This is a genomic window from Streptomyces sp. NPDC101181 (genome assembly GCF_044767975.1).
In the GTDB taxonomy this organism is placed as follows: Bacteria; Actinomycetota; Actinomycetes; order Streptomycetales; family Streptomycetaceae; genus Streptomyces.
The window spans coordinates 1-23509 of the sequence record NZ_JBIWOX010000001.1 but is presented as its reverse complement, the minus strand read 5'-3'; the positions used below and the strand labels follow the sequence as shown (position 1 = coordinate 23509).

The following is a 23509-nucleotide window of genomic DNA, read 5'->3' as shown; positions in this document are numbered from 1 at the left end:
TCCGACGCCCACACCGACTTCGGGGCCCACGCCTACGCCGGGGTCGCTCAGTCCATCCGGCGGGCGCTGCCGAGCAGTCCCGACTCGGCGTCCGTCCCCTCGGTCATCACGAACTGGCGGTCGCGGTCCGTGCACCACAGCGTCACGCCGTCGGCCAGGGTGGACAGGGCCTGGGTCTCGGCCGTCGACAGGTTCATGATCCGGCCGACCTGCGCCGCCTCGTCCGGGGACACCCGCTGGACGCCCACCAGCGCGGACTTCCTCATCAGGCGCGGCGCCACCGGGCTGAGATATGGGAGGAGGGTCACCACGGACTGCCACGGCCCCGACATCACCCGGCCCCGGGGCGGGCGCATCCCGCAGTCGCGGATCACGACGACCGGCGAACCGGCGGACGCGCCCTGCGGCGGCACCCGGCCCACGTCGTGCAGCGAGACGCACGGCTGGCCGCCGCCCGCCGCCTGGGCGAGCGAGGTCCAGACCTGCGCCCGGCCCGTCTCCACCGCGATCCGCGCCCCGGTCGCCGCGGCGCGCAGCGCCAGCACCTGTGCCGTCCAGAGGCCGCCGACGAGGGTGACCTCGTACGGGGTGGGCCGGTTGATGCCCAGGACCGCGGGGCGTCCCTGGGCGTCGACCCCGATCACCGTGCCGTCGTCGCCCACGGGCAGGCCCAGCGCGTCCAGGTCGCCGGACGGGATCGTGTGACGGTCGCGGCGCGGGCCGATCAGCCCGAAACCGCGACGGGGCCGTCCGCCCGTCGGCGCGGACCTGTCCGCAGGGGACATCAGTACCTGCTCCCGTGTGTGCCGGTGGCCATGACGCCGTACGTCCAAGGCTGCCCCGGAGGCATCAGCGGGTTCCGCCCAGCGGCAGGGTGGCGAGGACGCCGGGCAGCTGCTCCCGGTCCAGCCGCACCAGCGCCGTCTTCACGCCACGCGCGGTGCGCTCCAACTCGTGGAGCGCGGCGATCAGTTCCTCGTCGCTGCGGCCGGTGATCCGGATATGGCCGCTGACCGAGACCCCGGACCGGTCGCCCCGGGCGAGGGTCAGGCTGAACGTGGTGGCCAGCGCGGGCAGCGAGGTGAGCAGCGCCACCAGCTGCGGCATCGACGCGCCGCCGCCCCCCAACTGGGGCCAGCGCGCCACCCAGTACGTGGTGTGCCGCCGGTCGTCGCAGCGCCAGGTCCGGGCCGTCTCCCGCGTGCGCCGACCCGGCGTCTCGGCCCGGCTGGCGTGCGTCATCGCCATCGGGCTGACACAGGCCGAGGTGGCGACGGCCGCGGTGAGTTCCTGTTCGGTGAGCGCCGTGGCACGGAAGCCCGCACCGGTGAGCCGGCTGGTCAGCTGGTCGGCCGCGCGCACCGCGCACTTCTGAGCGCCGACGACACCGCCGCCGCGCGCCGCGACGGCCTCCGGACACAGCTCCGGGTCGACCTTCAGCGCGATCCAGGTGATCCGCAGCGCCGGTGAACCGGTCCGGGCCTGCAACGGGGCGTAGTTGCGCGCGGCGACGGACTGCGGCGGAAGGTGCGGGGCGGGGGCGGGCTGGGTGTGCTGGACGATCTGCGCGGACTCCAGCCGGATGCCGTCGACCTCCAGGACGTCCCGGACCAGGGCGAGCGGCAGGGGGCGGGCCGAGCGGTCCGGCCGCAGGGCGGTGGCGTCCGACTCGACCCGGACGACGGCCGTGACGAACGTACCGTCGCCGATCAGTCCCACCGGCCGCCGGTCGCGGTCGCTGAAGGAACTGGTCCGCAGGGCCGGTTCGCATTCGACGGCGGGCGCGAGCCCCGGTTCGGTGTCCGGCGGAAGTGCCAGGGACGCCGCCCGGCGGTTACGCGCCCGCAGGGCGATGACGGTGCCCAGCCACTCCGGCAGCGAGCGGCGGTGTCTGCGGACCACCGCCAGCGGGACCAGGACCGCCGCGACCACCCCGGCCGGGACGAGCAGCAGCGGTTCGACGACCCAGGCGGTGAGCAGCAGTCCGGCGGCGATCTGGAGGAGGACGAGCTGTTGCAGTCGGAACGAACCGAAGGCTCCGGCGGGTCCGTTCAGCCGGAGGACGACCGGTCCGCCGGCCCCGCCCGGGGCACCCCGCACGCCCTGCCCGGTGGCCCCGGACCCCCGGCCCCGGCCGGCCGGTCCGCCGGTTCCCGGGGGCTCCGGGGAGGTCCGGCGCCCGGACGGATGCGACCGCGTCGCGGAAGCCGTCATTCCGGAATCCCCCCGTTCCTCACGCCCCAAGCCGACCCGATCGCCCCTGCCCCGCCAGGGGGCTTGGAGGCTGGATCACCCTACCCGGCCCACCGGGGTCCGGCGTCGGCAGGCATAGTAGGGGGCCGGTCCGGCGGCAGCGTCCGGCGACCGGGGTCGGGCACGGGAGCGAGGGGCGACGCCCTCTCCCGGGCCACGCGGGGAGACACGGGAGACGGACGGACTCATGGCATCACGGCGGGACGAGCTCAACGCGTACACCTTCGCGAAGAAGCGCACGGTCGCCGCCTTCCTCCAACCGTCCGCCACCGGCACCGAGGAGGGCGCTCCCCGGCCGCTGCGGGCCGTCGTCCCGAGCCTGGTCGTCGGCGCGCTGATCCTCGCCGGGTTCGGCGCCTGGGGCATGTTCAAGCCCACCGCCCCGAAGGGCTGGGACAAGGCGGGCACCAACGTGATCGTGGGCGAGAAGTCCACCACCCGGTACGTGGTGCTCCCCACCGGCAAGGGCAAGGAGCGCAAGGACCTCCTCCACCCGGTGCTGAACCTGGCCTCGGCCCGCCTCCTGCTCACCCCGCAGAAGTTCGAGGTCATCCAGGTCGCCGACGACATCCTGGACGCGGGCGAGCCGCCGCGCGGCCCGATCCTCGGCATCCCCTACGCCCCCGACCGGCTGCCGGAACCGTCGGACGCCGGCCGGGCCAAGCGCTGGGCGGTCTGCGTGCAGCCCGGCGGCAAGGGCAACACCGTGCAGAAGGCGGCCTTCGTACTCGCCGCCCGCGACCACCGGCTCACCGAGGGCGGGCAGCGGCTCGGCGGTGGCCAGGTGCTGTACGTCCAGGGGCAGAAGGACCGGGCCCGCTACCTGGTCGACGCGAGCGGCACGAAGTACCTGGTGGACGAGGCCTCCGCCGACCAGGGCCACCTCACCAACGCCCTGGTCGGCAGCCGGACCCCGCAGCCCGTCACCGACGACTGGCTGGCCACCCTGCACGAGGGGGACCCCATCGCCTTCCCGCGGATCCCCGGCGCCGTCGGCGTTCCCGCGGGCGTCCAGGGGCAGCTCTCCGCCGAGGAGAACCAGGTCGGCATGGTGCTGAGGACCCGCACCGGTGAGGGCACCCGGCACTACGTGGTCCTGGCGGGCAGGGTCCAGCCCGTCTCCGAGTTCACCGCCTGGCTGCTCATCAACTCGCCGCAGACCGCCCGGCTCGGCCTGGAGGGCGAGGCCCGCTCCGTGGGTCTCCAGGACTTCGTCCCCGACGGGCGGACGTTCGCCGGGCAGCCGTCGCGCTGGCCCGCGCTGCGGGCGGTCCAGGCGAACGCGACCGGGGGCCCCGGCGGCCGGGACACCGTCTGCAACGTCCTCACCGATGTGGACGACCGGGGGCGCACCACGCTGACCACCTGGGCGGGCACGGAGTACCCCGCCGACATCAACGCCGGGGGCACCAGCACCTACGTCACCCCGGGCAGCGGGCTCCTCTACACGCAGACGCGGACCGGGCAGACCCGCCCGGACGGATCGCTGTTCCTGGTCACCGACACCGGACTGCGCTACGCCGTGCAGGCCAACGGCGACAGCGACGCCGAGCGGTCCGACATCGGCGCCGGTGGCGGGCGGACCGAGGACGGCCGCCCCGAGCCCAGCCAGGCGCAGATCCGGCTCGGCTACGAGACGGTGACGCCCTCGCTCGTACCGATCGAGTGGTCGGACTGGCTGTCCAAGGGGCCTCGGCTCGACACCATCAGCGCCCGGCAGCCGCAGGGTTCCTGACCGCCCGTCGGCCCGCACCGGCCGGGCCGATGGGCACGAACGCGAAGCACCGGACTACTCGGGGGAGAGGGACAGATGCCGCACCGTACGACCGCACGGCTGACCGGGACGGCGGTCGCCGCCCTGGCGGTCCTGGCCGTGCCGCACACCGCCCACGCGGCCCCCGGACCGGGCAGCGGCGGCGACTTCGGGGTCAACGGCAGCGGCGAGTGCACCTTCCCCATGGAGAGACAGTTCGAGGGGCGCCCCTGGTCGCTCCAGCGGGTGCTGCTCGACGAACTGTGGCAGGACACCAGGGGCAAGGGCGTCCGCGTCGCCGTCATCGACACCGGCGTGGACGACACCAACCCCCAGCTCAAGCCCGCCGTCGACACCGGCGCGGGCCGCAATCTCCTCAAGGGCGGCCCGGCGGACGGCACCGGCGACGAGATCGGCCACGGCACGAAGGTCGCCGGGATCATCGCCGCCCGACCCGCAAAGGGCACCGGATTCGTGGGACTGGCCCCCGAGGCCACCATCATCCCCATCCGGCAGAACGACGAGAAGAACAGCGGCAAGGACACCACCATGGCCACCGCGATCGACCACGCGATCGCGCAGCGGGCCGACGTCATCAACATCTCCCAGGACACCACCAGACCGCTGACCGCCGACTCCGCCCTGGGCAGGGCCGTCGCACGGGCCGTCGCGGCGGACATCGTGGTCGTCGCGTCCGCGGGCAACGACGGCATCGACGGCGAGCGCAGGAACACCTACCCGGCGGCCTTCGCGGGCGTCCTCGCCGTCGCCTCCTCCGACCGCAACAACGAACGGGCGCCCTTCTCGCAGTCCGGCGACTTCGTGGGGGTCGCCGCACCGGGCGTCGACATCATCTCCACCGTCCCCGGCTTCGGCCAGTGCAGCGACAACGGCACCAGCTTCTCCGCCCCCTACGTCGCCGGGGTCGCCGCCCTGCTCGTGGCCAAGTACCCCTCCTGGAAGCCCGCCGAGATCATCGCGCGCATCGAGCAGACCGCCGAACGCTCCATCACCGGCCACGACCCGTTCGTCGGCTGGGGCGTCGTCGACCCGGTCCGCGCCCTGGCCGGGGACGAGGACGACGTCCCCGTCCCCTCCCCGCGCCCCGACCCGCCCATGCCCAGACCCCCCGCTCCCGAACCGGCCCACCTGGCCGTGTCGGAGACGCCGCAGGAACGCGACGAGCGTTACGCGACCTACGCACTGGCCCTCGCGGCCGTGATCGTCTCCGTCGTGGCGGGCACCGCGACGGTCGTCCGCGACGTCCGGCGGCGGCGCGGTTCGCGTTGAGAGGGACGCCGCGTGAGACACCTCTCTCCCCGGAAACCGCAGTTGGGGTGAGATGCCGAAGTGACTAGGGTGGTAGCGACTTCACGTGTGTGACGGGGGAACGAGAAGCGGCCGGACCCGCGCGGGAGCGTGGGAACACTGCCACGTGCCTTCGGGACCTGCCCGGACCCCACTCCTGATCCGGATCACACGGGGGAATGAGAACGCCTGCACGCGCGGCGCGAGCAGGCCGGAATGTGAGCAGAGAGGATCTCCGGATGAGCAGCCCCAATCCCACCGCCGGTTTCGGACTGGCCGACGACCCGATCGTCACGGCGAAGAACACCATCACCCAGACCGCCGAGCAGGTCAGCCGGCAGGCCCGGGAACTCGCCGACATCCTCGCCACCGTCGGCGCGGGCTGGACGGGCGTCGGCGCCGAGGGGTTCAAGAAGGCGCAGCTGACCGTCAACGAGGACCACGACGAGATCCGGCGCCTGCTCCAGGTGCTCCTCAACGCCGTCGGCCAGACCAAGAACCTCAGCAACGCCAACGACGAGGAGGTCCGGGCGGCGTTCGCCCCGGTCGTCTCTCCCGGCGGGGGCAGCAACACCTCGGGCCTCAACAGCATCTGAGCCCTCGCCCCGCACGCCGCCCACCTCACACGCAGCACACACAGGAGAACACCGATGGCCGCAGACCCGGGCAACACCAAGGTCAGGTACGAGAGCGTCCAGGAGATGGCGAACCGCATCCGCCTGGTGTCGAAGAGCATCATCAAGGACCTGGAGGAGATGGACAGCGCGCTGCGCGTCGTCACCTCCACCTGGGACGGTGTGGCGCACGCCCAGTACGTCGAGCTCCAGAAGAAGTACAAGGGGCGGGCCGACAGCATGCAGCAGCGCCTCGAAGGCGTGGCGAAGATCATCGAGAGCGGCAAGGACAGCTACCGCGCCACGGACGTCAAGTCCTCGCAGCTGTTCACCGAAGCGTTCTGAGTCTCCGCTCGCGCCACCGCTCGCGTCCCCGGACGCGAACGGCCGGGGCGCCGTCCGGCTGAGGCGCCGTCCGGCTGAGAGCCGCACCAGGACGCGGCAGGGACATCAGCGCGCGGCAGAGACACAGCAGAGGGGCACGCTCCGTCGGGAGCGTGCCCCTCGCGCGTGCCGCACCCGGCTACTTCAGGTCGAACTCCCCGTCCCGCGCCCCCAGGACGAACGCGGTCCACTCCGCCTCCGTGTAGCGCAGCACGGTCTCCGGGTCCAGCGAGGACCGCATCGCCACACCGCCACCGGGCAGATGAGCGATCTCCACCCGCTCCTCCGCCTCCTCCGTCCCCGGGGCGCTCAGCCACTCCACCCCCGAGATGTCGAGTGCGTACAGCTCGTCCTTCTCCTGCTGGGTGCCCATCAGTCGCCTTTCTCTCGCGTGCCGCGGGAACGTACTCGTCGCCCCGCCGTCAGGTTATCCCCGCCGCCCGCCCCGCGGAGGTCCCTCCGGGAGAGAGCGGCACCGCCCGCGGCCGGGTCCGCCCGCCCCCTGCCGCGAGACCTCTCAGCGCTGCTCCGGCAGCCACCCGGTCTGCACCATCGGCGCCCCGCGCCGCCGCGAGACGAAGTAACCGCGGCCCGGCGGCATCGGACGGCCGCGTACCGAGCCGATGAGATCGCCCTCGGCCGGGTCGCCGGAGAGGACCACGCCCTGGGCGCCCAGCTCCTTGACACGCTGCATGAACCCCTCGTACATCGCCCGCGACGCCCCCGCCGAACTGCGCGCGATGATGAACCGCACCCCGGTGTCCCGGGCGAACGGCAGGTACTCCGCGAGCGGGGCCAGCGGGTTGCCCGCGTTCGTGGCCACCAGGTCGTAGTCGTCCACGATGATGAAGATCTGCGGACCCGTCCACCAACTGCGGTCGCGCAGCTGCCGCGGCGTCACGTCGGTGGGCGGCTGCCGCCGGGAGAACACCCCCGCCAGAGCCTCCATGTGCATCTGCATCGAGCTCGCCATCGGCGCGTACTCCAGCAGATGCTCCTCGGGCAGCGCCCCCAGCAGCGCCCGCCGGTAGTCGCCGACGACCAGCTTCGCCTCGTCGGGGGAGTAGCGCTCGGCGATCTGCTGGGCGATCAGCCGCAGCAGGTTCGTCTTCCCGGACTCGCTGTCGCCGAAGACCAGGAGGAACGGATCCGTCTCGAAGTCGACGAACACCGGCTCCAGCGCCGTCTCGTCGATGCCGATCGCGATACCGCGCTCCGGGAACTCGAACCCCTTGGGCAGCTGGTCCGCCGGCAGCGTCCGCGGCAGCAGCCGTACGGCGGGCGCGGCCGGACCCGGCCAGTGGGCCCGTACCGTGGCGACGAACGCCTCCGTGCCCTCCGCGAGGTCCGCGGCGGAACTGACCCCGTCCACACGCGGCAACGCCCCCATGAAGTGCAGCTTCTCCGCGACCTGGCCGCGGCCCGGCACCCCCTGCGGGACGTTCGCCGCGACCTTGCGGTCGAACTCGGAGTCCATGGTGTCCCCGAGACGCAGCTCCAGCCGCCCCAGCATCTGGTCCTTCAGTGCCGCCCGCACCTCCATGTACCGGGCCGACGTGGCGACCAGGTGGATGCCGTAGCCGAGGCCGCGCGAGGCGAGATCGGTGACCGTCTGCTCCAGCATCTCGTACTCGGTCCGGAACGCCGTCCAGCCGTCGATCACCAGGAACACATCGCCCCACGCCTCACCGGGCAGCTCGCCCCGGGCGCGCCTGCGCCGGTAGGTGGCGATCGAGTCGATCGCATGGGCGCGGAAGAACTCCTCGCGCCGGTTCAGGATGCCCACGACCTCGGCGACCGTACGCCGCACCCGCTCCGGATCCAGCCGCGAGGCCATCCCGCCGACGTGCGGCAGCCCCTCCAGCGAGACCAGACCGCCACCGCCGAAGTCCAGACCGTAGAACTGCACCTCGTGCGGGGTGTGGGTGAGCGCGAACGAGGAGATGAGGGAGCGCACCATCGTCGACTTGCCCGACTGCGGGCCGCCCACGATCAGCAGATGACCGGCGGCCCCGGAGAAGTCCCGGTACAGCACCTCCCGCCGCTGCTCGAACGGCTTGTCGATCAGCCCCATCGGCACGACCAGACCGCCCGGCCGCGTGTACTCGGTCGCCGAGAACCCACGGTCCGCCGTGGGCGCGAGCCCCGGCAGCAACTGGTCCAGCGTCGGCGCCCGGTCCAGCGGCGGCAGCCACACCTGATGCGCCGGCACCCCCTGGCCCTCCAGCCGCCGCACGATCACATCCAGCACGGTGTCGGCCAGCGCGTCGTCCTCCGCCCGCGCCCGCTCCGCCTCCGCCGCCGACCGTGCGGGGTCCGGCGCCCGGTACACCACCGGCACCGGCGCGGCGGAGAACACCGCGGGCCGCCGCTCCACGGACGACTGCCCCACCGGCGGCGCCTCCCCGCCACCGCGGTAGGTCCCCGACACGTACGCCGCCTTGAAACGGGTCATCTCGTCCGTGCCGAACTTGAGGTAGCCGGAGCCGGGCACCGACGGCAGGTGGTAGGCGTCCGGCACCCCCAGCGCCGTACGCGACTCCGCAGCCGAGAAGGTCCGCAGCCCGATCCGGTAGGAGAGATACGTGTCCAGACCGCGCAGCCTGCCCTCCTCCAGACGCTGCGAGGCCAGCAGCAGGTGCACCCCCAGCGAACGGCCGATCCGGCCGATCTGGATGAACATGTCGATGAAGTCCGGCTTGGCGGTGAGCAGTTCGGAGAACTCGTCGATCACCAGCACCAGCGAGGCCAGCGGCTCCAGCGCCGCGCCCGCGGCCCGCGCCTTCTCGTAGTCGTGGATGTTGGCGTAGTTGCCCGCCGACCGCAGCAGCTCCTGCCGCCGCTGGAGCTCACCGCGGATCGCGTCGCCCATGCGGTCCACCAGCGTCAGGTCGTCCGCCAGGTTGGTGATCACCGCCGCCACGTGCGGCATCTGCGACATCCCCGCGAACGTCGCCCCGCCCTTGAAGTCCGCGAGGACGAAGTTCAGCGTCTCCGACGAGTGCGTCACCGCGAGCCCCAGCACCAGCGTCCGCAGCAGCTCCGACTTGCCCGACCCCGTCGCGCCGACACACAGCCCGTGCGGCCCCATGCCCTCCTGCGCGGCCTCCTTCAGATCCAGCATCACCGGCTGGCCGCCCTCGCCGACCCCGATCGGCACCCGCAGCCGCTCCGAGGCCGACCGGGGCCGCCAGGTGCGCCCCACCTCCACCGAACCGGCGTCCCCCAGACCCAGCAGGTCCGTGAAGTCCAGGTTCGCCAGCAGCGGTTCGTCGTCGTCACCCCCGCCCGTCCGCAGCGGCGCCAACTGCCGGGCCAGCGCCTCGGCCGCGGGCAGCGACAGCGTGTCCGGCACCCCCTCGTACGCCAGCCCCGCCCCCGACTCCAGCCGCAGCGACCCCGCCCGCGCCACCACCGACAGACCGCCGCGCGGCTCGTCCAGGTCGCCGGGGACCACCTCGACGACCGTCACCCCCTGCACCCCCTCGGCCGCCGCGAACAGCGAGTCCGGCGGCACCACCCCGCCGTCCAGGACGACCACGACGTGCGGCTGGTCCAGCACCGGCCGGCTGTCCCGCCCGAACCGCGGCCGCCCCTCCAGGCGGCTCGCCAGCAACTGCTCCAGCTCACCCAGGTCGTCCCCGAACAGCCGCTTCGTCCCGGCCCCGTCCACCTGCCCCGGCACCTGCGCGTGCGGCAGCCACTTCGTCCACTCCCAGTGCTCCACCGACCCGGGGGCCGCCACCACGGCGACCACCAGGTCCTCGGGGGAGTGCAGCGTGACCAGCTGCGCCACCATCGACCGCGCCACCGACCGCGCCGACTCCGGATGACCGGAGACCGTCACGTGGTAGAAGGCCCGCAGTGACACCGCCATCGGCAGCCCGTCCAGCGAGCCGTGCACCGCCAGGAACCGCTGCATCGCCCCGGCGCACATCGGCTCCAGCTCGTCCACCGGCGCCGTCTCCGGGGCGACCAGCGGCGTCGACAGCCCCTGCGCGCCGAGCCCGATCCGCACCTGCGCGAAGTCCTTGTCACCGACCCGCCGTTCCCACAGCCGCGACCCCTCCGCCACCACCGACCACAACTGCTCCGGGGACGGGTGCAGATACCACTGCACATCGCGCTGCCTGCGCGCGGTACGGCGTACCGTACGCCGCGTCTGCGCCAGGTACTTGAGGTAGTCACGGCGGATATCGGCCGTTTGCCCCTGCGTACCCCGGCGGTAGCGGACCAGCTGGGCGACGATCATGGCGACCGTCGAGACGAGCATCAGCACACCCATGATCCGCATGAACGGAGGGGCCTGCGGCGAGAAGAAGAAGACCACCGACGAACCCATGCCGAGCACCGGCAGGACCTGCATCAGCATGCCCTCCTGCTGCCCGCGCGGCAGTTCCGGAGGGGCCTCCAGCATCAGCTCATCCACCGGCAGCTCCGGCGGCAGGGCCCGCGGAGGCCGTTTCACGACGATCTGGCTCACCGGAACATCAATCCCTCGGTACGGACGGCCGGAAGGCCGGCCCTGCTCCGCGCCGACGCCCCCGTGGCTGCCGCGGGTACCCGCAACCGGCCCCCGCGCGACGGCGATCCTACTGGCAGGCCGCCCGGACCCCTCCCGGTAGGGTGACGCGCGCACCGTGCGCATCCGCGAATCAGGGGGACCGGACACGTGAGTACGACCGCAGCGACGGGCTTTTGCCGCGTCACCGTCGTGGCGCCCGACAGCAGGATCGATGTCGCCCTCCCCGAGGACATCGCCGTCGCCGACGTCTACCCGGAGATCCTGCGGCTCACGGGCCAGACCCAGGCCGCCGGAACACCCACCGGCTACCACCTCGTCCGCCGCGACGGCACCGTCCTGGACGGCGCCCGCACCCTCGGCGGACAGCGGGTCCTCGACGGCGAGATCCTCAGCCTGCGTCCCTTCGCCCAGTCACTGCCGCCCGCGGTCTTCGACGACGTCTCCGACGCCGTGGCCTCCGCCGTCACCCGCGACCGCCACCTGTGGAGCGACGAACTGCTGCGCGGCGCGGGCCTGGTGGGCGGAGCCCTGCTGCTCGTCCTGATGGCCTTCGTCCTCTGGTACGCCGACCCCCTGCGCCACGACACGCACGGCCTGCCCGCCGTCATCGCGGGCTGTGCCGGACTGCTGCTCACCGCCTTCGCCGGGGTGCGCGCCCGGGTCTATGGCGACCGCCCCACCGCCGTCGCCCTCGGCCTCGGCGCCCTCCCGCTCGTGCTCGTCGCCGGCTCCGGCGTCATCGGCCCCGACGCCGGAGCGGGAATGGGCCGCCTCCAGTTCCTGCTCGGCTGCGTCGCCGTGCTGACCGCCTCCGTAGTCCTGGTCGCCCTCACCCCCAGCGGCGACGCCCCCTTCGTCGCGGCCACCCTCCTGGCCACCGCCGGGACGCTCGCCACCTTCGCCGCGATCCTCACCGAGGCCTCCGCCACCGCGACCGCCGCCGTCTGCGCCCCCGTCGCCCTCGGCCTGGTCGCCTTCCTGCCCGGCCTCTCCGCCCGCTTCGCCCGGCTGCCCATCGGCTACGCCTCCCCGCGCACCGCCCCCGCCGGCCACGACGACGCCGACCCGGACGCCCCCGAGGGCGACCCGGAGCCGGTGGACGCCGACCGCGTCGCCGCCCAGGCCCGCCGCGGCCATGAGATGCTCCTCGGCCTCGTCGGCGGCTGCGCGGCGGTCGTCGTCGCCTCCGCCGCCGTCCTCGGCTTCTCCGACAACGTCTGGGGCCGGCTCCTCGCCCTGGCCTCCGGGCTCGCCATGCTGCTGCGCGCCCGCCTCTTCCGCTACACCGCGCAGGTGGTCTGCGTCCTGGTGGCGGGCATCGGCTCCCTCGCCCTCCTCGTCATCGGCCTCTCCCTGAACCCGCCCGCCGGCCTGCTGCACGAACTGGCCCGCTACGGCGACCGCGGCGGCCTCGACCTCCGTACGATCTGGCTCTGCGCCGCCCTCGCCGCGGGAGCCGCCCTGCTCACCGCGGTCGGCCTGGTCATCCCGCGCAAGGGGCTCTCCCCCTTCTGGGGCCGCCTCCTGGACCTGGCCGAGAGCGCCGTGCTCCTCTCGCTGGTCCCGCTCTGCCTGGCCGTCCTCGACGTCTTCGTCCGGGCTCGCGCCCTCACCAGCTGATCAGCGGCCGGACGTGACCCGAACGGCTGGTATCCTGGCCCGTGGCCGTTTGTGTACGCGTCCTCGGATTTCCTGGGGGCTGCGCTCATCGGACCCCCGCCTCCGAGTCACGGAAGCTCCCCTGAGAACAAGACCAGGGGCACTCGTGGGCGCTTCGAACACCCAGAGGAGTACGCGTGCCGCTCGACGCCGCTACGAAGAAGCAGATCATGTCCGAGTTCGCCCAGAAGGAGGGTGACACCGGATCCCCCGAGGTCCAGGTCGCCATGCTCTCCCGCCGGATCTCGGACCTGACGGAGCACCTCAAGACGCACAAGCACGACCACCACTCCCGTCGTGGTCTGCTGATCCTGGTCGGCCAGCGTCGCCGCCTCCTTCAGTACCTGGCCAAGAAGGACATCCAGCGCTTCCGTGCCCTGGTCGACCGCCTCGGCATCCGCCGCGGCGCGGCCGGCGGCGCCAAGTAAGGACGCTGTGGAAAGGGAGCGGTTCCCGCGTTTGAGGGGACCGCTCCCTTTGCCGTACGTGCACGACCGGTGCCAAGCTCAGTAACCTGGACACCGACACGAGGGAGAGGCGCAGCGACGCCGCCGCCGGTCCTCGGTAGTGGCCCCCGGGAAAACGCCCGGGAGCTTCGATCGAAGACCGGCCCGCATCCACGGTGCGCCTCTCCCGCACCGTCCTCCGCCACACGGGCGGCAGGACGAAAGACGACGAGTATGGAGACATCACTAGTGGAGAACGAGACCCACTACGCCGAGGCCGTCATCGACAACGGCACCTTCGGCACCCGCACCATCCGCTTCGAGACGGGCCGCCTGGCCAAGCAGGCCGCAGGCTCCGCCGTCGCGTACCTGGACGACGACACCATGGTGCTGTCGGCCACCACCGCTTCCAAGCGGCCCAAGGACAACCTGGACTTCTTCCCCCTCACGGTGGACGTCGAGGAGCGGCAGTACGCCGCGGGCAAGATCCCCGGCTCCTTCTTCCGCCGCGAGGGCCGCCCCTCCGAGGACGCGATCCTCACCTGCCGTCTGATCGACCGCCCGCTGCGCCCCTCCTTCAAGAAGGGCCTGCGCAACGAGATCCAGATCGTCGAGACGGTCATGGCGCTCAACCCCGACCACCTGTACGACGTGGTCGCGATCAACGCCGCCTCCTGCTCCACCATCCTGGCGGGCCTGCCCTTCACCGGCCCGATCGGCGCCACCCGCGTCGCCCTGATCAAGGGCCAGTGGGTCGCGTTCCCGACGCACACCGAGCTCGAGGACGCCGTCTTCGACATGGTCGTCGCCGGTCGCGTCCTGGAGGACGGCGACGTCGCGATCATGATGGTCGAGGCCGAGGCCACCGAGAAGACCATCCAGCTCGTCAAGGACGGCGCCGAGGCTCCCACCGAGGAGATTGTCGCCGCCGGTCTGGACGCCGCGAAGCCGTTCATCAAGGCCCTCTGCAAGGCGCAGTCGGACCTGGCGTCCAAGGCCGCCAAGCCCGAGGGCGACTTCCCGGTCTTCCTGGACTACCAGGACGACGTCTTCGAGGCGCTCGCCAAGGCCGTCACCTCCGAGCTGAAGCAGGCGCTCACCGTCCCGGGCAAGCAGGACCGCGAGGCCGAGCTGGACCGCGTCAAGGACATCGCCGCCGAGAAGCTCCTCCCGGCCTTCGAGGGCCGCGAGAAGGAGATCTCCGCCGCGTACCGCTCGCTGACCAAGCAGCTGGTCCGCGAGCGCGTCATCAAGGACAAGGTCCGCATCGACGGCCGCGGCGTCACGGACATCCGTACGCTCGCCGCCGAGGTCGAGGCCATCCCGCGCGTGCACGGCTCGGCGCTGTTCGAGCGTGGCGAGACCCAGATCCTGGGCGTCACCACCCTCAACATGCTCCGCATGGAGCAGCAGCTGGACACCCTCTCCCCGGTGACCCGCAAGCGCTACATGCACAACTACAACTTCCCGCCATACTCCGTCGGCGAGACCGGCCGCGTGGGTTCGCCCAAGCGCCGCGAGATCGGCCACGGCGCGCTCGCCGAGCGCGCCATCGTGCCGGTCCTGCCGACGCGCGAGGAGTTCCCCTACGCGATCCGCCAGGTCTCCGAGGCGCTGGGCTCCAACGGCTCCACCTCCATGGGCTCGGTCTGCGCCTCCACCATGTCGCTGCTGAACGCCGGTGTGCCCCTCAAGGCCGCCGTCGCCGGTATCGCCATGGGCCTGATCTCGCAGGAGATCGACGGCAAGACCCACTACGTCGCCCTCACCGACATCCTCGGTGCGGAGGACGCCTTCGGCGACATGGACTTCAAGGTCGCCGGTACGAAGCAGTTCGTGACCGCGCTCCAGCTCGACACCAAGCTCGACGGCATCCCCGCCTCGGTCCTGGCCGCCGCGCTGAAGCAGGCCCGTGACGCGCGTCTGCACATCCTGGACGTCATGAACGAGGCCATCGACGTCCCGGACGAGATGTCCCCGAACGCCCCGCGGATCATCACCGTCAAGATCCCGGTGGACAAGATCGGTGAGGTCATCGGCCCCAAGGGCAAGATGATCAACCAGATCCAGGAGGACACCGGCGCCGACATCACGATCGAGGACGACGGCACCATCTACATCGGTGCCCAGCAGGGCTCGCAGGCCGAGGCCGCCCGCGCCACGATCAACGCGATCGCCAACCCGACCATGCCGGAGGTCGGCGAGCGCTACCTGGGCACGGTCGTCAAGACGACCACCTTCGGCGCGTTCGTCTCGCTCATGCCGGGCAAGGACGGTCTGCTGCACATCTCGCAGATCCGCAAGCTCGCCGGTGGCAAGCGCGTGGAGAACGTCGAGGACGTGCTCGGCGTCGGCTCCAAGGTCCAGGTCGAGATCGCCGAGATCGACTCCCGCGGCAAGCTCTCCCTCATCCCCGTCGTCGAGGGCGAAGAGTCCGATGGCGGCTCCGCCGCCGGGTCCGAGAAGAAGGACGACACCGACAAGTGACGTCCCGTAGTTCCGCGACGACGGCCCGCCCCTCCTCCGAGGGGCGGGCCGTCGCCCGTACCCAAACGCTTCTCCAGGGCAGCAACGGCATCGGCACGGTCCGCCGCACCGTCCTCCCCGGCGGTCTGCGGATCGTCACCGAGACCCTGCCCTCCGTCCGGTCCGCCACCTTCGGGATCTGGGTGAACGTCGGCTCCCGCGACGAGACGCCCACCCTCAACGGCGCGACCCACTACCTCGAACACCTCCTCTTCAAGGGCACCGCCCGGCGCACCGCCCTGGACATCTCCGCCGCGATCGACGCGGTCGGCGGCGAGATGAACGCCTTCACGGCGAAGGAGTACACCTGCTACTACGCGCGGGTCCTGGACACCGACCTGCCGCTCGCCATCGACGTCGTCTGCGACATGCTGACCGGCTCGCTGATCGCCCCCGAGGACGTCGACGCCGAGCGCGGCGTCATCCTCGAAGAGATCGCGATGACCGAGGACGACCCGGGCGACTGCGTGCACGACCTGTTCGCGCACACCATGCTCGGCGACACCCCCCTCGGCCGCCCCGTCCTCGGCACCGTCGACACGATCAACGCCCTGAACCGCGGCCAGATCGCCCGCTTCTACAAGAAGCACTACGACCCCACGCACCTCGTCGTCGCCGCCGCGGGCAACGTCGACCACGCCACGGTCGTCGCCCAGGTCCGCCGCGCCTTCGAGAAGGCCGGTGCCCTCTCCCGCCACGACGCGGTCCCCACGGCGCCCCGCGAGGGATCCCGCACCCTGCGCACCACGGGCAGGGTCGAACTTCTGGACCGCAGGACCGAACAGGCCCACGTGGTCCTCGGCATGCCCGGCCTGGCCCGCACCGACGACCGCCGCTGGGCGCTCGGCGTCCTCAACACCGCCCTCGGCGGCGGTATGAGCTCCCGCCTCTTCCAGGAGGTCCGGGAGAAGCGCGGCCTGGCCTACAGCGTGTACTCCTACACCTCGGGCTTCGCCGACTGCGGCCTCTTCGGCGTCTACGCCGGCTGCCGCCCGAACCAGGTCCACGACGTGCTGAAGATCTGCCGGGACGAACTGGACCGGGTCGCCTCCCACGGCCTGGACGACGACGAGATCGCCCGCGCCATCGGCCAGCTCTCCGGCTCCACCGTCCTCGGCCTGGAGGACACCGGCGCGCTGATGAACCGGATCGGCAAGAGCGAGCTGTGCTGGGGCGAACAGATGTCGGTCGACGACATGCTGGCCCGCATCGCGGAGGTCACCCCCGACGACGTACGGGAAGTGGCGGGCGAACTCCTCTCCCGGCGCCCCTCGCTCTCGGTCATCGGCCCGCTCAAGGACAAGCAGGCGGACCAGCTCCACGAAGCGGTCGCCTGACCCGAAGCGCTTTCACCCCCCTTTAAGGAAGCAAGATGAGCAAGCTGCGCGTAGCCGTCCTCGGTGCTCACGGCCGGATCGGCTCCAAGGCCGTACGGGCCCTCGAGGCCGCCGACGACCTGGAGCTGGTGGCGGCCCTGGGCCGGGGCGACACGCTGGAAACCCTCACCGGCGCGGGCGCCCAGGTGGCCGTCGAGCTGACCACGCCCGCGTCGGTGATGGACAACCTCGACTTCTGCGTCCGGCACGGCATCCACTGCGTCGTCGGGACCACGGGCTGGACCGACGAACGGCTCGCCCAGCTCACCGCCCGGCTGGAGAACTCCCCGGCGACCGGCGTCCTGATCGCCCCGAACTTCTCCATCGGCGCGGTCCTGACCATGAAGTTCGCGGAGCAGGCCGCCCGCTACTTCGAGTCCGTCGAGGTCGTCGAACTGCACCACCCCAACAAGGTCGACGCGCCCTCCGGCACCGCCACCCGCACCGCCCAGCTCATCGCGGCGGCCCGCGCCAGGGCGGGCAGCGGCCCCCAGCCGGACGCCACGGCCACCGCCCTGGACGGCGCCCGGGGCGCGGACGTCGACGGCGTCCCGGTCCACGCGATCCGGCTGCGCGGCCTGCTGGCGCACCAGGAAGTGCTCCTCGGCGGCGAGGGCGAGACCCTCACCATCCGCCACGACTCCCTGCACCACAGCAGCTTCATGCCGGGCATCCTGCTCGGCGTCCGCCGTGTTCCGGCCAGTCCCGGCCTCACGTTCGGCCTGGAACACTTCCTCGACCTGAACTGACTGAGCCCACCATGCGCGCAAAGATCACCTACCTCGTCACGGCCGCCGTCCTGGTCTTCTACTTCGTCCTGGTCGGCGGCCGCGGCCTGATGCTCATCCGGCACGGCACCCTGCTCACCATCACCTTCGGCGTCGCCGTGCTGGTCCTGCCCGTGATCGGCGTCTGGTTCCTCTGGAAGAACACCCAGTTCGTCCGCCGCGCCAACGCGCTCGCCGCCGAACTGGACGCCGAGGGGGGACTGCCGGTCGACGACCTGGCCCGCACCCCGTCCGGCCGCATCGACCGCGACGCCGCCGACGCCGTCTTCGCCCGGCGCCGCGAGGAGACCGAGGACGCCCCGGACGACTGGCGCGCCTGGTTCCGGCTGGCGGTCGCCTACCAGGACGCGAGGGACACCCCCAGGGCCCGCAAGGCCATGCAGCGGGCGATCGCCCTGCACCGCTCCCGGCCGTCCCGCGTGTCCGGCCCGTCCGCCCCGTCATCCGGCCGCCCGTCCGGGGCCTGAGGACAAGGCTCCCGCCGTACGCGACTGAGCCCGGGACCCGTCAGGGCCCCGGGCTCACCCGTGAAACGATTCCGCTCACCCCTGGCGGTACTCGCCCGCCCAGGCCTCCACCGCGTCCGTGGCCCGCTCGAAGGCCTCCTCACGGCCGAGGAAGTCCGCGTTGTGGTCGGTCACCAGAGGCGGCAGCGGCTCACCGCCGCGCCGGACCACGACCAGCGCCTGGCCCTGCACCGTACGGGGGAAGCCCAGCCACTTCACGGGCTGCTGGACCGTCCGCACCGCGGAGGCGCCGTTCCACGGCACCGTGGAGGTCCGGAAGAACCCCACGCGCCGCACCCCGTGCCTGCTGACCCACGCGCCGACCCGCAGGAGCCGCAACGCGGCCGCGATCAGCACACCGGCCAGCAGCAGACAGACAAGGGCACCGGACGGCGCCCCGGCGAACGCGATGATCATCGCCGCGAGCAGCACGAACGAGGCCAGCAGCAACAGGGTGGCCGCCGCCGCGACCCGCCACGGTCCCGGGCGGTAGGGCCGCCGCCAGCTGTCGTGGTCGTCGAACGGCAGCGCCGCGTCCTCCGCGCTCGCGTCGAATGCGCGGTCGGCCGTCAGAAAGGGCAGGGGCACGACTCATCCTCACTCACCAGCACGCTCGTTTGCTGTGCCCGGTGAGGCTACCGAGGGCGCACCGGCCCGACCACCCCAGGGGGTCCGTCCGGGTCAGCGGCCCTGCGACGCCTCGGACTGCTTGCCGTGCGCGGGGGCCTGCCCGGAGTCGAGCGCCGGGAGCCCCAGCAACAGGGAGCCCACGAGACCGCCGACCACGGTCAGCCCGACGAGGGACCGCCCCAGCAGCTCGGGAACGGAGGCACGGGCGGCGGGAGGCGGAGTGACATTACTGCGGAACCGCTCGGACTCCACGACGAACGAGAACGGGACGGATTCACGCCGGCGGAACATGAGGAAGCTCTCCTTGATCTGAGTGACGGGTGCTGCTATTGAGTCAGACGTACGACCGGCCGAATCGGTGCCCGAATCGCCGTACTTGTTGGGGGAACTCCACGAACGGCTGCCCGAGACCGCCGCGTGCATGCGTCGCCGGACCGCCCCGTAAAGTGGTCGCCGCCCGAACGGCGCCCACAGAGCCGCCGCCGGGCCTCCCGCGCCGCCCCTGGAAGGACCCCTGTCGGTGACCGACACCCCCGAACCCGCAAAGCCCCACTTCCGCAGCGACGTCACCGTCGAGCTGGTGAAGAGCGACGCGCGCGACGCGGACGTGCTGTTCGCCGCCCGGGTCTCCACCGCCGGCGAGCAGTCCCTCCAGGAGGTCACCAAGGACCCCGAACGTTCCAAGGGGCTCATCAACTACCTCATGCGGGACCGGCACGGCAGCCCCTTCGAGCACAACTCGATGACCTTCTTCATCAGCGCCCCGATCTTCGTCTTCCGCGAGTTCATGCGGCACCGCGTCGGCTGGTCCTACAACGAGGAATCGGGCCGCTACCGGGAGCTGGAACCGGTCTTCTACGTCCCCGGAACCTCCCGCAAGCTGGTCCAGCAGGGCCGCCCCGGCAAGTACGAGTTCGTCGCGGGCACCGAGGAGCAGTACGACGTGACGACCCGCGCCATGGAGGACTCCTACCGGGCGTCCTACGCGGCCTACCAGGAGATGCTCGCGGAGGGCGTGGCCCGCGAGGTCGCCCGCGCCGTCCTGCCCGTCGGCCTCTTCTCCTCGATGTACGCCACCTGCAACGCACGCTCCCTGATGCACTTCCTGGGCCTGCGCACCCAGCACGAGCTGGCGAAGGTCCCCTCCTTCCCGCAGCGCGAGATCGAGATGGCGGGCGAGCAGATGGAAGCCCACTGGCAGCAGCTCATGCCGCTCACCCATGCCGCCTTCAACAAAAATGGACGGGTCGCCCCATAGGCGGTGTCCGTATTGCGGCGTTTGAAGAAGTTCATCTAGGCTGATCAAACGGACCCGGCACTGCTTGAACCCCCGAGCAGGCAGTGCCGGGCTCCTCTTCCTCGTCCCCCCGAGGGGACCCCGGGCGATGAGCAGCGAGTAGCGTGTTACCCATGGCTCCGATCTCCACTCCGCAGACCCCCTTCGGGCGGGTCCTCACCGCTATGGTCACGCCCCTCACGGCGGACGGCGCTCTCGACCTCGACGGCGCCCAGCGGCTCGCCGCCCACCTGGTGGACGCAGGCAACGACGGCCTGATCATCAACGGCACCACCGGTGAGTCCCCGACCACCAGCGACACGGAGAAAGACCAGCTCGTACGGGCGGTGCTCGAAGCCGTCGGCGACCGCGCCCACGTCGTCGCGGGCGTCGGCACCAACGACACCCGCCACAGCGTCGAGCTCGCCCGGACCGCCGAGCGCACCGGAGCCCACGGCCTCCTCGCGGTCACCCCGTACTACAACAAGCCGCCGCAGGAGGGCCTGCTGCGGCACTTCACGGCCATCGCCGACTCCACCGGCCTGCCCGTGATGCTCTACGACATCCCCGGCCGCAGCGGTGTCCCGATCGACACCGAGACGCTCGTACGGCTCGCCGAGCACCCCCGGATCGTCGCCAACAAGGACGCCAAGGGCGACCTGGGCCGCGCCAGCTGGGCCATCGCCGAGTCCGGACTCGCCTGGTACTCCGGCGACGACATGCTCAACCTCCCGCTGCTGTCGGTCGGCGCCGTCGGCTTCGTCTCCGTGGTCGGCCATGTGGTCACCCCCGACCTGCGGGCCCTGATCGAGGCCCACCTGAGCGGCGACGTCCAGAAGGCCACCGAGATCCACCAGAAGCTGCTCCCGGTCTTCACCGGCATGTTCCGCACCCAGGGCGTCATCACCACCAAGGCCGCCCTGACCCTCCAGGGCCTCCCGGCCGGCCCCCTGCGCCTGCCACTGGTCGAACTGACCGTCCAGGAGACGGCCCAGCTCAAGATCGACCTGGCCGCGGGTGGGGTAGAGCTGTAACCAACAGACTTCACAACTGAACAGCACGACGGGCGAGGCGACTCGTCCCAGCACCACCCAAGACAACAGCAAGTGCACGAATGACACCCACGCCACGTGCCTCAGCGGTACGTGGCGTGGGTGGTAAGGAGAGTCTTTTGAGTCATCCGCATCCCGAACTCGGTACGCCGCCGAAGCTCCCCAAGGGCGCCCTGCGGGTCACCCCGCTCGGCGGCCTCGGCGAGATCGGCCGCAACATGACGGTCTTCGAGTACGGCGGCCGTCTGCTCATCGTCGACTGCGGCGTCCTCTTCCCCGAGGAGGAGCAGCCGGGTATCGACCTGATCCTCCCGGACTTCACCACGATCCGGGACCGCCTAGACGACATCGAGGGCATCGTCCTCACCCACGGCCACGAGGACCACATCGGCGGCGTCCCCTATCTGCTCCGCCTGAAGCCGGACATCCCGCTCATCGGCTCGAAGCTGACCCTCGCGCTGATCGAGGCGAAGCTCCAGGAGCACCGCATCCGCCCCTACACCCTGGAGGTGCAGGAGGGGCACCGCGAGCGCATCGGCGTCTTCGACTGCGAGTTCATCGCGGTCAACCACTCCATCCCGGACGCCCTCGCCGTCGCCATCCGCACCCCCGCGGGCATGGCCGTGGCGACCGGTGACTTCAAGATGGACCAGCTCCCCATGGACGGCCGTCTCACCGACCTGCACGCCTTCGCGCGCCTCAGCGAGGAGGGCATCGATCTCCTCCTCTCCGACTCCACGAACGCCGAGGTCCCCGGCTTCGTACCGCCGGAGCGGGACATCTCCAACGTCCTGCGCACGGTCTTCGCGAACGCCCAGAAGCGCATCATCGTCGCGAGCTTCGCCAGCCATGTGCACCGCATCCAGCAGATCCTGGACGCCGCCCACGAGTACGGCCGCCGGGTCGCCTTCGTCGGCCGCTCGATGGTCCGCAACATGGGCATCGCCCGCGACCTGGGCTATCTGAAGGTCCCCGCGGGCCTGATCGTCGACGTCAAGACGCTGGACGACCTCCCGGACGACGAGGTCGTGCTGGTCTGCACGGGCTCGCAGGGCGAGCCGATGGCCGCCCTCTCCCGGATGGCCAACCGCGACCACCAGATCCGGATCGTTCCCGGCGACACGGTGATTCTCGCGTCGTCCCTCATCCCCGGCAACGAGAACGCGGTCTACCGCGTGATCAACGGCCTGACCCGCTGGGGCGCCAACGTCGTCCACAAGGGCAACGCCAAGGTCCACGTCTCGGGCCACGCCTCGGCCGGCGAGCTGCTGTACTTCTACAACATCTGCAGGCCGAAGAACCTGATGCCGGTCCACGGCGAATGGCGCCACCTGCGGGCCAACGCCGAACTGGGGGCCCAGACCGGGGTCCCGAAGGACCACATCGTCATCGCCGAGGACGGCGTGGTGGTCGACCTCATCGACGGCCGGGCCAAGATCGTCGGCAAGGTCCAGGCCGGTTATGTCTACGTCGACGGTCTCTCCGTGGGCGACGTCACCGAGACCTCCCTCAAGGACCGCCGCATCCTCGGCGACGAGGGCATCATCTCCGTGTTCATCGTGGTCGACAGCTCCTCCGGCAAGATCGTGGGCGGCCCCCACATCCAGGCCCGCGGCTCCGGCATCGAGGACAGCGCCTTCGTCGGCGTCACCCCGAAAATCCAGGATGCCCTGGACAAGTCGGCCCAGGACGGCGTCATGGAGCCCCACCAGCTCCAGCAGATGGTCCGCCGCGTCGTCGGCAAGTGGGTCTCCGACACCTACCGCCGCCGCCCGATGATCCTTCCGGTCGTCGTCGAGGTCTGACCCCTCACGCCTGCCTGACCTGGAGCGGGGCCCCCGATTTGCATCGAGGAGCCCCGCTCCAGTACGTTTACGGCTCCGCCTGAACGGGAAGCGCCGCGCACACTCGTGCGCCGGGAAGCCTCCCGAAGGGCCGGAAATTCCGACGCAGAATCTCTGATAAAGTCGGGATCGCCGGAAAGGAAAAGCGCGGAAGTGCATTCCCTGGAAAGCGCAACTGCATGGCCCGCTTCGGCCGGGAATCAGGTACTGGAAAGTGTCTGGTAGAGTCGGAAACGTAAGAACGGTAAGACTGAAGGGAAGCGCCCGGAGGGCCCGGTGATACGGGGTCGAAGGAAGCGTCCGTTCCTTGAGAACTCAACAGCGTGCCAAAAGTCAACGCCAGATATGTTGATACCCCGTCTTCAGCATCATGCTGGGACGTGGTTCCTTTGAAAGCCCTGCCGGGTCTGCTTCGGCGGCCGGGCAGGCAAGAACACAGCGAGGACGCTGTGAACGACTGGTCTTATTCCGGCTGGTTGTTCCGCTCTCGTGTGTGTGCACCCGATTACGGGTAATCATTCACGGAGAGTTTGATCCTGGCTCAGGACGAACGCTGGCGGCGTGCTTAA

At 71.4% G+C, this 23509-nt stretch carries 19 protein-coding genes; 13 read left to right on the top strand and 6 right to left on the bottom strand.

Going from position 1 to position 23509, the window contains the following annotated elements; genetic code table 11:
• Positions 1-47 precede the first annotated feature (47 nt).
• A complete protein-coding gene (locus ACIRRU_RS00095; protein WP_403674237.1) occupies positions 48-785 on the bottom strand; it encodes a hypothetical protein in 738 nt (245 codons plus the stop codon).
• A 64-nt stretch (positions 786-849) separates the two neighbouring features.
• A complete protein-coding gene (gene eccE, locus ACIRRU_RS00090) occupies positions 850-2214 on the bottom strand; it encodes a type VII secretion protein EccE (RefSeq protein WP_403674234.1) in 1365 nt (454 codons plus the stop codon).
• 226 nt (positions 2215-2440) lie between these two features.
• Between eccE and eccB the strand changes: the two genes are divergently transcribed.
• The 4 genes from eccB (at position 2441) to ACIRRU_RS00070 (ending at position 6273) form a co-directional block, all read left to right on the top strand.
• Complete coding sequence (eccB, locus tag ACIRRU_RS00085; protein WP_403674231.1) at positions 2441-3988, top strand: type VII secretion protein EccB; 1548 nt, start codon at positions 2441-2443, stop codon at positions 3986-3988.
• A gap of 75 nt (positions 3989-4063) precedes the next feature.
• The gene (mycP, locus tag ACIRRU_RS00080) at positions 4064-5296 is read left to right on the top strand and encodes a type VII secretion-associated serine protease mycosin (RefSeq protein ID WP_403674229.1); all 1233 of its coding nucleotides are present in this window, start codon (positions 4064-4066) and stop codon (positions 5294-5296) included.
• A gap of 257 nt (positions 5297-5553) precedes the next feature.
• A complete protein-coding gene (locus tag ACIRRU_RS00075) occupies positions 5554-5910 on the top strand; it encodes a WXG100 family type VII secretion target (RefSeq protein WP_403674226.1) in 357 nt (118 codons plus the stop codon).
• 54 nt (positions 5911-5964) lie between these two features.
• Positions 5965-6273, top strand: coding sequence for a WXG100 family type VII secretion target (locus ACIRRU_RS00070; RefSeq protein WP_403674223.1), 309 nt, complete (start codon positions 5965-5967; stop codon positions 6271-6273).
• 178 nt (positions 6274-6451) lie between these two features.
• On the opposite strand, the gene ACIRRU_RS00065 is transcribed toward ACIRRU_RS00070, so the two are convergent.
• Positions 6452-6685: a DUF397 domain-containing protein gene (locus tag ACIRRU_RS00065; RefSeq protein WP_363204305.1), complete on the bottom strand. Its 234-nt coding sequence runs from the start codon at positions 6683-6685 to the stop codon at positions 6452-6454.
• A 144-nt stretch (positions 6686-6829) separates the two neighbouring features.
• Positions 6830-10795, bottom strand: a complete 3966-nt coding sequence (gene eccCa / locus ACIRRU_RS00060; RefSeq protein ID WP_403674221.1) for a type VII secretion protein EccCa — start codon at positions 10793-10795, stop codon at positions 6830-6832.
• Between the two features lie 189 nt (positions 10796-10984).
• On the opposite strand from eccCa, the gene eccD reads away from it, so the two are divergent.
• The 6 genes from eccD to ACIRRU_RS00030 all read left to right on the top strand — a co-directional run bounded on the left by eccD (position 10985) and on the right by ACIRRU_RS00030 (position 18099).
• Complete coding sequence (gene eccD / locus ACIRRU_RS00055) at positions 10985-12457, top strand: type VII secretion integral membrane protein EccD (protein WP_403674219.1); 1473 nt, start codon at positions 10985-10987, stop codon at positions 12455-12457.
• 176 nt (positions 12458-12633) lie between these two features.
• Complete coding sequence (rpsO, locus tag ACIRRU_RS00050) at positions 12634-12924, top strand: 30S ribosomal protein S15 (protein WP_003965855.1); 291 nt, start codon at positions 12634-12636, stop codon at positions 12922-12924.
• Positions 12925-13191: 267 nt separating this feature from the next.
• Positions 13192-15429 carry a polyribonucleotide nucleotidyltransferase gene (locus ACIRRU_RS00045; protein WP_363204386.1) on the top strand — a complete coding sequence of 746 codons (2238 nt, stop codon included), beginning with the start codon at positions 13192-13194 and terminating at the stop codon, positions 15427-15429.
• Positions 15426-16805: a M16 family metallopeptidase gene (locus ACIRRU_RS00040; protein WP_403674216.1), complete on the top strand. Its 1380-nt coding sequence runs from the start codon at positions 15426-15428 to the stop codon at positions 16803-16805. The genes ACIRRU_RS00045 and ACIRRU_RS00040 overlap by 4 nt, the downstream gene beginning before the upstream one ends.
• 35 nt (positions 16806-16840) lie before the next feature.
• Entirely contained in the window at positions 16841-17593 is a 753-nt protein-coding gene (gene dapB / locus ACIRRU_RS00035; protein WP_403674213.1) for a 4-hydroxy-tetrahydrodipicolinate reductase, read from the top strand.
• Positions 17594-17604: 11 nt separating this feature from the next.
• On the top strand, positions 17605-18099 hold the full coding sequence (locus ACIRRU_RS00030) for a hypothetical protein (RefSeq protein WP_403674210.1): 495 nt from the start codon (positions 17605-17607) through the stop codon (positions 18097-18099).
• Positions 18100-18174: 75 nt separating this feature from the next.
• Here the strand turns inward: ACIRRU_RS00030 and ACIRRU_RS00025 are convergent, their stop codons facing one another.
• Together ACIRRU_RS00025 and ACIRRU_RS00020 are read right to left on the bottom strand one after the other, a co-directional pair.
• A complete protein-coding gene (locus ACIRRU_RS00025) occupies positions 18175-18726 on the bottom strand; it encodes a hypothetical protein (protein ID WP_403674207.1) in 552 nt (183 codons plus the stop codon).
• Positions 18727-18819: 93 nt separating this feature from the next.
• Positions 18820-19059 carry a hypothetical protein gene (locus tag ACIRRU_RS00020; RefSeq protein WP_363204298.1) on the bottom strand — a complete coding sequence of 80 codons (240 nt, stop codon included), beginning with the start codon at positions 19057-19059 and terminating at the stop codon, positions 18820-18822.
• Positions 19060-19288: 229 nt separating this feature from the next.
• Between ACIRRU_RS00020 and thyX the strand changes: the two genes are divergently transcribed.
• The 3 genes from thyX to ACIRRU_RS00005 all read left to right on the top strand — a co-directional run bounded on the left by thyX (position 19289) and on the right by ACIRRU_RS00005 (position 22901).
• On the top strand, positions 19289-20026 hold the full coding sequence (gene thyX, locus ACIRRU_RS00015) for an FAD-dependent thymidylate synthase (protein ID WP_363204297.1): 738 nt from the start codon (positions 19289-19291) through the stop codon (positions 20024-20026).
• 152 nt (positions 20027-20178) lie between these two features.
• Positions 20179-21078: a 4-hydroxy-tetrahydrodipicolinate synthase gene (gene dapA / locus ACIRRU_RS00010; protein WP_403674202.1), complete on the top strand. Its 900-nt coding sequence runs from the start codon at positions 20179-20181 to the stop codon at positions 21076-21078.
• A gap of 137 nt (positions 21079-21215) precedes the next feature.
• Complete coding sequence (locus ACIRRU_RS00005; protein WP_403674199.1) at positions 21216-22901, top strand: ribonuclease J; 1686 nt, start codon at positions 21216-21218, stop codon at positions 22899-22901.
• The last annotated feature ends 608 nt before the right edge of the window (positions 22902-23509 follow it).